The organism is Micromonospora sp. KC606 (genome assembly GCF_004348675.1).
Lineage (GTDB): Bacteria > Actinomycetota > Actinomycetes > Mycobacteriales > Micromonosporaceae > Micromonospora.
In genome coordinates this window covers 1-12,122 of sequence record NZ_SMKN01000166.1, presented here as the reverse complement: position 1 = coordinate 12,122, position 12,122 = coordinate 1, and the positions used below count along the sequence as shown (strand labels likewise).

The window sequence follows — 12,122 nt, the reverse complement described above, 5'->3', positions numbered from 1 at the left end:
ATCCGGGTCAGGCGTGTAGAAGATGGGGCTGCCGTCCTGCCCGGCGGTAGCGTCGTGCTGCACGTAGAGCAGGCTCGCGGTTTCGGCGCGGACATAATCCCTACTCGCCCACTGTCCGGATCGGTCCACCGGATAGCCGTGACTGGTGGTGCATGACCCAGTCACTGGCTGAGTAGTGTATCCGAGGTTGTACCAGCCGGTCCTCCGGCCCACCGAGCAGTTGAGCCGGACGGCCCCATAATCGTAGGCCGAACTGGACGACCCGGAGCCGGCGATCCAGCTTTGGGGGGCGAAAAGCGTGGTTGCGGCACATGAGCCGTAGGGCGCGGTCGTACCGTCGTGGCCCGGGTAGGCGACGACATTGGTACGCCAGGTGCCACCCGTACCGCCGGTATGCAAGCAGTGGCCGGCGGTCGCAACCGTGCGTTCACTGATCATGAACCCGGTGCACCGACCGCCGGTGAAGGTCAACAGGACGGTGGCGCTGGCAGGAAACGCCGTTGTCGGGGTGGACAGCACCCGGTCGTCCGGACCGAAGATCGCGTTGGTTCCGGCGGCGGCCGAAAGTGCCGACGCACCCACGGCCCGATCGGCAGACGCCGGCACACCGGTCGTTCGCGCGGCGCTGCTGACGGATCGGTCCAGATTCGTCGCGGCCGCAACCGGGCCCGCCGGAGCTGCCATGGAGCCGACCGCGACAGCGGCGACAGCCACCATCACCCATCTCTTCTTCAGCATGATCCTCCTTCGGTCAGGCGGGAGTCCCGCCGTGTTCACTCCATTGGGACCAGCTTGTGCGGATGCCGAGCTGTCCGGATGATTCCCGGAAGCCGGAACCGGCAACAGCTTCCTCTCCCACGCGTTTCGCAGCAGGCGCGGCGGGATCGAAACGTCGCGGAGCGGGGAACGGCAGTTTGCTCGCGTCGTGACCGGCGGTGTTCTTGGCCACCGCAGCCGGCGCGTCGGCGTCCGGGCATCGGGTATGGCAGCGGAGGGAACGACATCGTGAACGGAGACGGTTGGGCCGGGACGGGCTGGCAGTCATGGTCGGACACCGGCGAGGTCCAGGCCCGGCTCGCCGCTGGCGCCGACCCGAACGGCCGCGTACCCCACTGGGGGCCGGTGTTGCACGTGGCCGCCGAACATGGCTCGGCCCATTGGGTGGCGGCGCTAGCCGCCCCTGGTCGACGACATCGACGCCGAGCACGACGGCCGTACCGCGCTGTGGGTGGCAGTGCACGCCGACAAGCCCGACAACGCCGGCGCGCTCGCCGCCGCCGGTGCTGATCCCCGGCGACCGATGATGGCCGGCTGGTCACCGGGGCGGCTCAGCCTGGCCAGCCTGACGCCCGACCTCTTCGCCGTCCCGCCCGGAGTCCCCAGTCTCTCGCCGGCCGAGTCCGCCGCCGTCGCCGAGGCACGCCGTCTCACCGCCGTCTCTCAGGAGGTCGACTACGACGGTTTGAGTTTGTCCTGTGTGGCCGGTATCGACGCGGCCGAAGCCGTGCGCCGTCTGGACGCCAGGGTCGCCGAGTGGGACGACGCCGAGTCAATGGTTGAACAGCTGTGGGGCGACTCGTTGAGCGAGGAGGCCGTGTTGACCCTGGGCGTGACTGACGTGCCGGGCGGCTGCGTCGTCAGCCAGCCGTGGGCGTACGGGGCGAGAATGCCCGGAGTGTCGAGACGCCTGTCGATCGGCACGGTCTGCTATTCGATGTACGCCAATCCGAAGAGCGGAAATCAGGGCAGCATCCTGCGCGACCGCGCCGTCGAAGGATGGGATCTGCATCCTGGTGGGGGGTGGGCGGCCTCCGACGACTCGGCCGAGGAAATCCTGCGTACCTACCTGTACCAGGGCAACGCCATCGCGTACTGCTGTGCCTACGTCGGTCTGGCGTTGACAGACGCCCGACCGTTCAGCGGGTCGCCGGACCTGTGGGTGCAGCTGCCACCGGGCGACTACTGGTCGTACGACGGCCGGTGAGCTGGTCGCCGCCTGGCGCGGAACAGGGCCCAGCCGCCAACCTTCGGTGTGACCATCGTTGGCCGCTGGCGGTCTCGGCGACAAGGTAAACAGACAGGGTCGGGCCTTCGGAACGCGAGCTGCTGGTTTAGTCACCTTTGCTCGTACCGAAGGCCCTTCCTCATGTCACGCCGCCACGCCGTCAGGCGTTGTCGCTCTTCACCCGCCCTGCCGTCCTCACGGAACCCATATTTACCAGGGTCTGAGCCCCTTTCGCGCGAATTCGACGGCCTCGGCCAGCAGCGTGCGCCAGAGTTCACGGTCGGGCACGGAGAGGGCGACCCACTCCCGGAACACCCGCCCGGCGGGGGCGAACGGCTCGCCGTTACCGGCTTCGATCAGTTCGAGCACGCGTTCGCGGGGGAGCTTCACAATCAGGCCGCCCATCTTCTCGTCGTACGAGGCGAGGAACCGCCCGGCCAGCCGCACGCAAGGGAAGCCCATCATCGTGGCCCTGCCGATCGCGGGGTCGTAGAGCAGGTCGTCGGTGAGTTCCTCGTACAGGCCACGGGCTTCGTCCCCGCCGGAGCCCTCCGGCGGGGACGAGCGCTTCGCCTTCGGCGCCATCAGGCCGCCGGCGGGGTGAACACCCCGAACCGGTTGCCGGCGGGGTCGCGCAGGTAGGCGAACTTCGGGGCACCAGGGGCGGGCTCGAGGAACTTGGCGACGACGGAGCCGCCGAGCTGCTCGGCGTTGGCGCATGTGGCCTCAACGTCGTCCACCAGGATGTAGAACACGCCGTGGTTGGGCATCTGGCCGCCGGTATTGGCGATGCCGCCCATCGGCGTATCGGCGCCGGAGGCGGTGATGTTGCGGTAGTCCATGCCGCCGGACGCCGCAGGCCCGAAGGCCTGGAAGATCCAGCCGAACAGGCTGCCGTAGAACTTCTCTGCGGCATCGGGGTCATCGGTGGCGACCTCGAACCAGGCCAGTGTGCCGGGAGCCGGTGTGGTGGTCATGGTTGTCTCCTTCTGCTCGGATTATCCGCCTGGGTGGCAGGCCACTCCCACGGTCGTGGCCGTTGGCGACATCCCTATGTCGGTGTTTGGCAGAAGTTCTTCGGGTCAGAGTGCCGAGGCTGGCAGCTTCGTCTCGTGGCCGTCGACGACCGGCTCCGGGACGACAGGCCGCGAGCAGCGCGGAGTCGGCGACCGCTCGGCCTCGCTAATGCGGTCCATGCGGAAGACCCGGTCGTCCTTGCGCAGGTGACACCACGCGGTGAGATACGACCCGTTAGGGCCGACCACGACATGCTGCGGCTCGACCTCGCGCTCAGTTTCGACGCCGCCCACGTCGAGGTAGTGAATCCGAAGCACCTGGTTGTCGCGTACCGCACGCCAGATGGTCTCGACGATGCCGGCGTCCAGATCAGGTACCGGCTGAACCAGGAGCCGCACCTTGCCGGCTGCGGCGCGGGCTTCCTCGATCGCCTTCTCGGGCATCGCGGCGATGATCTTCTGCAGTGCGGTGCGGGCGTCCTTGGCGAACAGCACGTGCTCGCTGCGGCTCAGCGCCACCGCCATAGCCGCCGCTTCACGCGGCGTGAAGTTCAGCGGTGGCAGGCTCATCGACCGGTCGAGCGTGTACCCGCCGCCGAGCCCCTGCTTCGTAAACAGCGGCACGCCGGCCTGCCCGAGCGCGCTGAGATCACGCTCCATCGTGCGTACGCTGACCTCAAAGCGGTCGGCCAGCTGCCGCGCGGTGCGCCCGCGCCGGCCCGCTGCGCGCAGCTCCTCCACAATGGCGTAGAGGCGATCGATGCGGTTCATGAGCGGAGCCTAGCCGTCGCCTGCGATGGAGGAGAGGGCTTGCCCCTGCTCCCACGCGCATCGGCTGAATCGCTGATGCTTGCAGGCTGTGTCCAACGATCTCGTGCGCGATTGCCAGTGCTGTGGGCTGCCGTGGGGTGAATCGGTTACCAGGTGATCATGCGGTCGGACACCAGGCCGGCGACCGCCTCGATGGTCTCGGAGGGAAGCTCACGGCGGCCGGTGAAGCGTCGAAGCTGTCGCCACCACATCGCGTTCGCCAGGCGGCGGATGAGCCGCATCGCTGTGGCCAGGTCCTCGGCGACCGCAGCGAGCAGCACGATTGCTTCCTGCAGGTACCGCCAGGCGGTGGCGACGCCGATGGCGAACCCGGCGGCGAGCCGGGTGTAGGTGTCACCGTTGCGCAGGTGGGCCAGGGCGAGTAGCGCCTGGCGACCCGGCGCTAGCCGCCGCCGGGATCGATGCTGGCCACGGTGCGCTCGGGATGAGGTCGGCGAGGTGGTTCAGCGTCTGGAAGACGTCGATGCCTTCGACGTCATGGTCGCCAAGTTCCCCGTCCCGGATCCCCTCGGTATTCAGCGTTGCTAACTACCGGTACCTAGTGATACCGTCTACCGGTAGCTAGCGACGCTTAATAGCGAGGGGATGACGGCGTGGGCAACCAGATGACAGAGATGCTGAAGGGCACTCTCGAAGGCATCGTCCTGGCGATCCTGGCCCGCAGATCCGCATACGGCTACGAAATCACCGCGTGGCTTCGCGACCGCGGATTCTCGGACATCGCGGAAGGCACCATCTACGCGCTGCTCGTCCGCGTCGAACAGCGCGGATTCGTCGACGTGGAGAAGGTCCCCTCCGAAAAGGGGCCCCCACGGAAGGTGTATTCGATCAACGCGAAGGGCCGAGACCAACTCGCCGAGTTCTGGAGGACGTGGACCGTCCTCGCGGAACGCATCGAGCAACTCCACCACACCGACAACCAACAGGACCAAGGAGCATGAGCATGGCCGCGAAGTGGATCGAGACGCTGGTCGGGTCGCTCGAGCAGAAGAAGCAGTACAAGCACCACATGGCCCGGATCGAAGCCCTGCCGGAGCCCTATCGCAGCGCGGCCAAGGCGCTTCAGCGGTACTTCATGTACCACCAGGGAGGGATCCTCGACGGCGACACGCTCATCACTATGTTCGGCGACTTCGTCGACCTCTGGGAGCGTGCGGTCGCCGACGGCACGCCGGTCCGCGCAATCGTCGGCGACGACCCGGTCGAGTTCGCCGAGACGTTCCTGCAGGCGTATTCCGGCAAGCAGTGGATCGACAAGGAACGCGAGCGCCTCCGAAAGGCGATCGCCGCCGCCAGCGACAACGGCGAGGAGAAGAGCGCATGACCACCACCAAGACGCGCGAACCCGCGATCAGGGTGCAGGCCATCACCAAGTCCTACAAGGACCTGCACGTGCTGCGGGGCGTCGACTTCGATGTGGCAGCCGGGAGCATCTTCGCTCTGCTTGGCTCGAACGGTGCCGGTAAGACCACGCTGGTGCGGATCCTGTCGACGTTGCTGAAGGCGAACACCGGCACCGCGACCGTCCACGGTTTCGACGTTTCCTCGGCTCCGGGCGGCGTACGCAAGTCGATCAGCCTGACCGGCCAGTTCGCCGCAGTCGATGAAGTGCTCACCGGCCGGGAGAACCTGGTCCTGGTCGCGAAGCTTCGCCACCTGAAGGACCCGGGTGCGATCGCCGACGACATGCTCGCCCGTTTCTCGCTCGCTGATGCCGGAAACCGGCGGGTGGCGACGTACTCGGGCGGCATGCGGCGGCGGCTGGATATCGCGATGAGCCTCGTCGGCAACCCGCCGGTCGTCTTTCTCGACGAGCCGACCACCGGCCTCGATCCGCAGGCCCGCATCGAGGTGTGGCAGACGGTGAAGCAGCTCGCCAAGGACGGTACGACCATCCTGCTGACCACCCAGTACCTCGACGAGGCCGAGCAACTCGCCGACCGGATCGCGATCCTGCACAAAGGTACGATCATTCAGAACGGCACCCTTGCCGAGCTGAAGCAGCTCCTCCCGTCCGCCAAGGTCGAGTACGTCGAGAAGCAGCCGACCCTCGAAGACGTCTTCCTCGCCCTCGTCGGCGACACCAGTGACGCCACCATCTCCGCAGGAGAGGAATCCCGATGACCGCCCACGTCCTCAGTGACACCGGAACCCTCACCGGCCGCTCCCTGCGTCACATCCTCCGCAGCCCGGACACCATCATCACCACAGCGGTCACCCCGGTCGCACTGATGCTGCTTTTCGTGTACGTGCTAGGCGGCGCCATCAACACCGGATCCGACGAGTCGTACATCAACTACATGCTCCCGGGCATCCTGCTCATCACGATCGCATCCGGTATCGCCTACACGGCGTACCGCCTGTTTCTCGACATGCAGGGCGGCATCTTCGAGCGCTTCCAGTCGATGCCGATCCCACGACCCTCCGTGCTGTGGGCGCATGTCCTGACCTCCCTCGTCGCCAACCTGGCCTCGACCGCGATCGTCACGGGCGTTGCGCTGATCATGGGCTTCCGCACCGGCGCCTCCGTAGCCGACTGGCTCGCCGTCGGCGGCATCCTGATCCTGTTCACCCTCGCCCTCACCTGGATCGCCGTGATAGCGGGGCTGTCCGCCAAGACCGTCGACGGCGCGAGCGCCTTCAGCTATCCGCTGATCTTCCTGCCTTTCATCAGCTCGGCGTTCGTTCCCACCGGATCGATGCCGGCCCCGGTTGCATGGTTCGCCGAGAACCAGCCGGTGACATCCATCGTGAACACTCTCCGCGCGCTGTTCGCGCAGCAACCCGTCGGCAACGACATCTGGATCGCCCTTGCCTGGTGCGCCGGCATCCTCGTGGCCGCCTACGCCGCCGCGACAGCGATCTACCGCAAGAAGATCAGCTAGCCGATCACAAGGGGACAGCGCCGCATCCACCTGCCTGCGGCGCTGTCCCCTGCGCCGCAGGTCTGTCACCCTGCGCGCGGCACCAAACTCAGCGGAACCGCGCCGGTGACGGCGACGCGCAAACTGTCAAGATCCATGGCCGACAGTGAAGCACCTCAGCTCTGCTTGAGGTCAACGGAAACCTGCAAGACCGGGCATTCACTCATCGGCAAGGTCGGACGTTGGGGGACCCGGAGAGCGGTCACCGTCTGTGACGCCCGACCGGCGGCAGATGTGCGCGCCTCGCACGTCGGGCTGGATGGCGAGCAGTGGCCTGACGCGCGGTGGCAAGATGATCAGCGTGGCGTCCTCCGAGCACGTCGCATCGACGTTCTGGCACGCCGGCAACAAGCGCGGGGGCACTCCCGCTGCTCCGCCGGACATGATTCGTGCGGCGGAGGAAGAACTCAGGGTCACAGGCACGGACGACGTGGGCGGATTCGCACCTCGACCGGGTTCACGTCGCTCGTCGAGGGTGCGCCGGCAAACCGCTGTGATTTACCCATTCCTCGCCGGCGAGGACTGCAGGCCAGCCGATCCGATCGCGTGCGTGACGTGGAGAGTGTCGTGGCTGACTGGTAGCCGCCTGCGGCGCTGGTAGGAGATGGTGACGGCAGCGAGCAAGGGTGCCCACGCAACCAGCGGCAGGTAGAGAAACCCGACGAGGGTGTGTCCAGCGGCGGTCATACCGTCGTGAGGTACCACCCACCACAACAGGAACGGAGTCCACAACACGGCGAGTACCGCCACCCCGATCCAGGCGGGCACCACCGCAACGAGCGGAGGGACGGTCCGGCCCCCGATCAGCGGGATCCACCGCGGCACGACTTCGCCCCAGCGTTGCACGAGGCCGAGGGTGAGCATGGCGGCCGCCTCGGTCAACAGGCTCAGCCCGATCAAGTACACCGGTCCCCATCCGGTGGAGCCAACCATGTCGCGGTGGCCCTGCTCGGTGTAGCCGAGGGGAAACCCCAGCGCCAGACCGATTCGCCACAGGCCCGACGGCACCGCAAGGAGGGCTGCGGTATGCGCCGCCCACCGCGCCCGACGCGATGGCCCGGTGATCGTGCGGACGGCCCCGGTCACGACTGTTGGAGAGGTGTGGGTCATGATTCAGCCGCCCCCGTTTCGGCACTGCCAGTTCCGGAACTAGCGGTCTCGTATACTGCCATGATGCGTGGGGATGGGCAACAAGGCGGTCGGCCTCGAGAGAGCCGAGTGGACGATGCCATCACCCAGGTCACCCGGGAACTGTTGGCCGAGGTCGGCTACGCCGGCCTCACCATGGACGCGGTGGCCAACCGGGCCAGGATCGGCAAGGCGGCCATCTACCGGCGATACGCCACCAAGCAGGAAATGGTCTTCGCTGCCGCCATCCACGGGGAGACCTTGGAGATTCCACCCGACACCGGGTCACTGCTCGGGGATCTGACCGCGCTGGCGCACGTGATCATCAGCCATCTGACCAACCCGGCGGCCTCCGCCGCCCTGCTGAAGCTGCTGGGCGAAATCACGACCGACCCGACGCTCGCCAACCGGTTCACCGCCACCTTCATCGAGCCAGAGCGGGAAGGCAACGCCGAACTGCTGCGACGAGCGGTGCACCGCGGCGAACTGAACCGGCTCCCCGACGTCGACCTGTTTCACGCGATGTTCGGCGGTACCGTGCTGTCCTGGCTGTTCATAGCCCGCCACGATCCGCGCGATCTCCCGGAACGACTCGCGCGTTTCGTCTGCGCGGCACTCCAATCCTCCGATCAGCAAGAGGCTGGATCTGACTAGCCGGTCGCCGCGTCGCTCAGGACAGCCGTGCCGAGCCCGACACCAGCGCCCACATGCGCTTGCGCGTGGTCTGGATGTCGGAGCTGGTGTTCCTGGCGACCTACGCGTCCTGGCTGAACTGGATCGAAGCCGAGTTCGCCGCTGCCGTTGAGCCGGCTGCCTCCGTGGAGGTCGAGCCGGTCGCGGTACAGGTTGAGCCAGCTGACGTGACACGTTGCGGGTACCGCGGTCGAGGCGGACAAGCCAATACGAGCTGGGCATAGGTGCAACAGCGTCTTCGCGTAGCCGACGTGCGCGACCATCTCCGACACCTGCGACTTCCACAGCTCCCGGATCCCGAGCCGAGGGCCAGCAGCGGTAGCACCGTAACCCGCCGATGGTGATGTTCTTGGCAAGGTGAAGCAGGGCGGGCGGTGAGGGCGCCCTGCTCCCTGCTTCGGGCGAGGTGAGGTGCCGTGTCGCACCGGTCCGGCGTCGTATCGGCGGCGAGCGGCGATGACCTGGTCAAGGTGGGAATTCGCCCACGTCACCAGTGTCTGGAAGACGGGTGGGAGGGTGCGGCCGAGATCTGTCGGCTCGTACTCGACCCGTGGTGGCATCTCGGCGTGATATGTGCGTGTGACCAGGCCGTCACGCTCCAACTGTCGCAGGCGCTGGGTCAGCACCTTCGGGCTGGCCGCCGGTAGCCGTAACAAAGCACCACTAAGGCCTATCCGGCGCCGAGATCCGGGATGGCCCCGTCGTAGTGGGTGAAGATTCGGTGCTGGCCGTCGTCCTGGGTGGCGAGCCTGGCCCAGCACCGTGCCGCCAGGGCCCGTCCCTCGGCCCCCGGCCACGGGTCGGGCAGCAGCTCCGGGGGCAGCAGTGGGTCGGGCTGGGCGGCCTCGTCGAAGAGGGTGGCCACCTCGATGGCGAACCGCAGCCGCTCGCCGCGCCCGAGGTCCGGGTGGGCGTCGAGATGGGCCAGCCGCGCCCCGGCCACCACCGCCAGCCGGGTCCACCGTTGCGCGATTTCCGCGACCGGCCACAGCCGCGCGGCCAGCCGCCGGGGATCACGCTCGCCGGCCACCGCCAGGTCGCGGGTGGTCGCGGTGGTGACGGTCGCGGATCCGCCGAGCCGGCGCACCGCCTCGTCGATGAGCGGCTCCCAGGCGTTGGCCGAGACGTACAGGCCACCCTGCACGGGCGCCCCACCCAGGTAGAGGATTTCTCGGCGCAGTGCGTCGCGGGACTGCCGCTCGGCCTCCGGCACCGCGAAGGCCACGAGGTGCCACCGACCGTCCCAGGGCTCCAGGCCCCGATCCTGGCGGTAGGCGAACCCGACGAACCTCACCTCGGCGCCGAGCGCTCGCCGCAGATCCGCGGCGGCTCGCAGGACCGCGCGCCGGCCCCGCCCGACGACCTCAAACTCCCCTGCCGCGACCAGCCGCTTGATCGACAGCCGGACCTGCTGGTCGGACATGGCGAGCAGGCCGGCCACCTCGTACAGTTCGTCGGCCGCAACGGTCCCGTCCCGCCGCAACAGCGCATGCACCAGCGTGCGGGTGGGCACCTCGACGAGCGGCTCCAGCACGCCCGTCACCATAGCCGAACCAACAATCTATCGTTTCTGGAACGTTCGTTTCTGGCATGATAGTTTCACCGGCATGACCGGTGCCATCCTTCGCCCCCCGACCGACCGGCGCCTCACCGACCTCGACGCCCTGCGCGGATTCGCCCTGCTGGGCATACTCGTCGTCAACCTCGGCTACCTGGCCTCGCCGCACCATTTCCGCGGCGCGGCGGACCCGATGGCCGCGAGCCGGCTCGGCCACCTCGTCGAGTGGCTGGTCGCGGCAGGCTTCGAAACGAAGTTCTACCTGCTGTTCTCGTTCCTCTTCGGATACAGCTGCACGCTGCAGTTCCGGCCCGGCTCCGCGCCCGCTTTCCTGCGCCGGCTGGCCGGGCTGTTCGTGATCGGCGTGCTGCACGCCGTCCTGCTGTTCCCCGGCGACATCCTGACCACGTACGCCGTTCTCGGCCTGGTCCTGCTGGCGCTGCGCCGGATGGCGCCGCGGCGAGCCCTCGCTCTCGCCGTCGTCGTCACTGTCCTGCTCGCAGCGGTGCATGCCGGGCTGGGCGCACTGCTGGCCAGCGGGCTCGACGCCACCGATCCGCTGGCGGCCGCCGACGCCGAGCGGACCCTGCACGATCTGCGCGGCGGCGCCGGATCGGTGATTGCCGCGCACCTCGATCAGCTGCCCCTCGCCGGAGCTGCCGTCCTGTTCGCCCTGGCACCCGGTGCGCTCGCCGCGATGCTAGCTGGACTCGCGGCGGGAAACCGGCGGCTGTTCGCCGATCCCGACCGGCTGCTGCGCGCCGCCAGCCGGGCCCAGGCCATCGGATTCCCCACCGGAGCGGCCGGGGCGGTGGTGTACGCGTCGGCTTCCGTGTACTACCCCGACACCGCGTTCGACGCGTTCGCCTTCGCGGCCGACATCATCACGGCGCCGCTGCTCGCCGCGGCCTACGCCGCCACCCTGCTGCGAGCCCTGCACGCGCCGTGGGGGCACCGGCTCGCGGCCCTGCTGGCGCCGGCCGGCCGGATGTCCCTGTCGAACTATCTCGGCCAGTCCGCGATCGCGGTCCTACTCTTCACCGGTGTCGGCCTCGGCCTGGCCGGTCGGCTCACGCCGCCAGCGGTGCTGGCCACCGCCCTGGCGATCTACGCCGCCCAACTGGTCCTCAGCCGGCGATGGATGAGGCTCTTCCGGTACGGGCCGGTGGAATGGGTCCTGCGCGCGTGGACCCAGCTGGCCCGCCCGACTGGCGGCCACGGGGCCGAACCCGCAGTCAGACAGAGTGGTCTTAGCCCGGATGCAGTTGTTCCGCAACGGCCCGTGACGTCCCCGCCGCCCGAGTCATCTTCTGCGACACCCACCCCTACGACGCCGGATACCTCCCGGTCGGACAGGTAGCCGGCCGGGTACGGGTCCGCGGACGCGGCGGCACCACGCTCCAGCCCGGCATCCACCTGCTGGAAACAACCCGTACACACCGACCTGCGCCACGCCCTTCGCCAGGAACTGCCGCTGGGTGGCGTGGTCATCGGTGAGCGGCACAGCCAGTCATCATGCGGCTCGAAGGACCGCTCCGGTTGCGTCCAGGGCCTGTAGAACGAATGGCCCTGTCTCACACTCGGTGGTGACGGAGAGTGCTGCTATCCAAGGAGGATGCGGTGGTGGAGCAGGGTTGCTGGGTGCGCCCAGTACGGGGCCCAGCAGCTGCTGTGCGCTTTCACCTCGCTGAGGGCGGCTTCGCACAGGTGGTGCCCCAGATGCCACCTGTCCGCGACCTGGACTGCGTCGGGCCGGGCGCGGCGGATCGCCTCGGTGTAGGTGGCCGAGCCGTCGCGGCACACGACCTCGACGCCGGGATGCTCGCGCAGCCACGCTTTCGATGGTGTCGGCGGTGCGGTTGGGCAGCACGTCGATCCGCTCGTGGCTCTCGGCGTCGATGACCACGGTGGCATAGCGGCGTCGCCGGCGCGGAGCGAAATCGTCTACGCCGATCACGCGAGGAACT

The 12,122-nt window shown here is 68.2% G+C and carries 13 protein-coding genes and 3 pseudogenes; 7 read left to right on the top strand and 9 right to left on the bottom strand.

Annotated elements, in window-relative coordinates:
- Positions 1-738: trypsin-like serine protease (locus tag E1193_RS23970; protein WP_243707856.1), on the bottom strand; the 738-nt coding region annotated here is incomplete at its 3' end.
- Positions 739-1,228: 490 nt separating this feature from the next.
- Here E1193_RS23970 and E1193_RS23965 point away from each other — a divergent pair.
- Positions 1,229-1,984 (top strand): hypothetical protein, encoded by a 756-nt coding sequence (locus E1193_RS23965; RefSeq protein ID WP_207922832.1) that lies wholly within the window; start codon positions 1,229-1,231, stop codon positions 1,982-1,984.
- Positions 1,985-2,215: 231 nt separating this feature from the next.
- On the opposite strand, the gene E1193_RS23960 is transcribed toward E1193_RS23965, so the two are convergent.
- The 4 genes and pseudogenes from E1193_RS23960 to E1193_RS23945 all read right to left on the bottom strand — a co-directional run.
- Positions 2,216-2,590: a hypothetical protein gene (locus tag E1193_RS23960; protein WP_132185435.1), complete on the bottom strand. Its 375-nt coding sequence runs from the start codon at positions 2,588-2,590 to the stop codon at positions 2,216-2,218.
- Positions 2,590-2,982 carry a VOC family protein gene (locus E1193_RS23955; RefSeq protein WP_132185434.1) on the bottom strand — a complete coding sequence of 131 codons (393 nt, stop codon included), beginning with the start codon at positions 2,980-2,982 and terminating at the stop codon, positions 2,590-2,592. The genes E1193_RS23960 and E1193_RS23955 overlap by 1 nt, the downstream gene beginning before the upstream one ends.
- Before the next feature lie 105 nt (positions 2,983-3,087).
- Entirely contained in the window at positions 3,088-3,792 is a 705-nt protein-coding gene (locus E1193_RS23950) for a YafY family protein (protein ID WP_132185433.1), read from the bottom strand.
- Positions 3,793-4,049: 257 nt separating this feature from the next.
- A pseudogene (locus E1193_RS23945) lies at positions 4,050-4,299 on the bottom strand (transposase family protein); the annotation flags it as partial.
- A 146-nt stretch (positions 4,300-4,445) separates the two neighbouring features.
- Here E1193_RS23945 and E1193_RS23940 point away from each other — a divergent pair.
- Genes E1193_RS23940 through E1193_RS23925 form a run of 4 tightly spaced genes read left to right on the top strand, consistent with a single transcriptional unit; the run spans position 4,446 to position 6,737 of the window.
- Positions 4,446-4,793, top strand: coding sequence for a PadR family transcriptional regulator (locus E1193_RS23940; RefSeq protein ID WP_132185432.1), 348 nt, complete (start codon positions 4,446-4,448; stop codon positions 4,791-4,793).
- A 2-nt stretch (positions 4,794-4,795) separates the two neighbouring features.
- A complete protein-coding gene (locus tag E1193_RS23935; protein ID WP_132185431.1) occupies positions 4,796-5,176 on the top strand; it encodes a DUF1048 domain-containing protein in 381 nt (126 codons plus the stop codon).
- Positions 5,173-5,976: an ATP-binding cassette domain-containing protein gene (locus E1193_RS23930; protein ID WP_132185430.1), complete on the top strand. Its 804-nt coding sequence runs from the start codon at positions 5,173-5,175 to the stop codon at positions 5,974-5,976. The genes E1193_RS23935 and E1193_RS23930 overlap by 4 nt, the downstream gene beginning before the upstream one ends.
- The gene (locus E1193_RS23925; RefSeq protein WP_132185429.1) at positions 5,973-6,737 is read left to right on the top strand and encodes an ABC transporter permease; all 765 of its coding nucleotides are present in this window, start codon (positions 5,973-5,975) and stop codon (positions 6,735-6,737) included. The genes E1193_RS23930 and E1193_RS23925 overlap by 4 nt, the downstream gene beginning before the upstream one ends.
- A gap of 537 nt (positions 6,738-7,274) precedes the next feature.
- Here the strand turns inward: E1193_RS23925 and E1193_RS23920 are convergent.
- Positions 7,275-7,862: a hypothetical protein gene (locus tag E1193_RS23920; RefSeq protein WP_207922831.1), complete on the bottom strand. Its 588-nt coding sequence runs from the start codon at positions 7,860-7,862 to the stop codon at positions 7,275-7,277.
- Here E1193_RS23920 and E1193_RS23915 point away from each other — a divergent pair.
- Positions 7,803-8,558 carry a TetR/AcrR family transcriptional regulator gene (locus E1193_RS23915; RefSeq protein ID WP_347877044.1) on the top strand — a complete coding sequence of 252 codons (756 nt, stop codon included), beginning with the start codon at positions 7,803-7,805 and terminating at the stop codon, positions 8,556-8,558. The two genes, E1193_RS23920 and E1193_RS23915, sit on opposite strands and share 60 nt — an antisense overlap.
- Here the strand turns inward: E1193_RS23915 and E1193_RS33395 are convergent.
- Both E1193_RS33395 and E1193_RS23900 read right to left on the bottom strand, forming a co-directional pair.
- Positions 8,555-9,358: a helix-turn-helix domain-containing protein gene (locus tag E1193_RS33395; protein WP_279433384.1), complete on the bottom strand. Its 804-nt coding sequence runs from the start codon at positions 9,356-9,358 to the stop codon at positions 8,555-8,557. The two genes, E1193_RS23915 and E1193_RS33395, sit on opposite strands and share 4 nt — an antisense overlap.
- Positions 9,268-10,131: a PaaX family transcriptional regulator C-terminal domain-containing protein gene (locus tag E1193_RS23900; RefSeq protein WP_207922829.1), complete on the bottom strand. Its 864-nt coding sequence runs from the start codon at positions 10,129-10,131 to the stop codon at positions 9,268-9,270. The genes E1193_RS33395 and E1193_RS23900 overlap by 91 nt, the downstream gene beginning before the upstream one ends.
- Here E1193_RS23900 and E1193_RS23895 point away from each other — a divergent pair.
- Positions 10,019-11,338 (top strand): annotated as a pseudogene (locus tag E1193_RS23895) (DUF418 domain-containing protein); the annotation flags it as partial. The gene E1193_RS23900 and the pseudogene E1193_RS23895 sit on opposite strands and share 113 nt — an antisense overlap.
- 476 nt (positions 11,339-11,814) lie before the next feature.
- Here E1193_RS23895 and E1193_RS23890 read toward each other — a convergent pair.
- Positions 11,815-12,122, bottom strand: a pseudogene (locus tag E1193_RS23890) (transposase); the annotation flags it as partial.

What these genes read in the sequence shown, in the direction of transcription:
- E1193_RS23935 (WP_132185431.1), top strand. Translation starts at nt 4,796, where the DNA reads ATGGCCGCGAAGTGGATCGAGACGCTGGTCGGGTCGCTCGAGCAGAAG.
- E1193_RS23930 (WP_132185430.1), top strand. Translation starts at nt 5,173, where the DNA reads ATGACCACCACCAAGACGCGCGAACCCGCGATCAGGGTGCAGGCCATC.
- E1193_RS23955 (WP_132185434.1), bottom strand. Translation starts at nt 2,982, where the DNA reads ATGACCACCACACCGGCTCCCGGCACACTGGCCTGGTTCGAGGTCGCC.
- E1193_RS23925 (WP_132185429.1), top strand. Translation starts at nt 5,973, where the DNA reads ATGACCGCCCACGTCCTCAGTGACACCGGAACCCTCACCGGCCGCTCC.
- E1193_RS23960 (WP_132185435.1), bottom strand. Translation starts at nt 2,590, where the DNA reads ATGGCGCCGAAGGCGAAGCGCTCGTCCCCGCCGGAGGGCTCCGGCGGG.
- E1193_RS23950 (WP_132185433.1), bottom strand. Translation starts at nt 3,792, where the DNA reads ATGAACCGCATCGATCGCCTCTACGCCATTGTGGAGGAGCTGCGCGCA.
- E1193_RS23915 (WP_347877044.1), top strand. Translation starts at nt 7,803, where the DNA reads ATGCGCCGCCCACCGCGCCCGACGCGATGGCCCGGTGATCGTGCGGAC.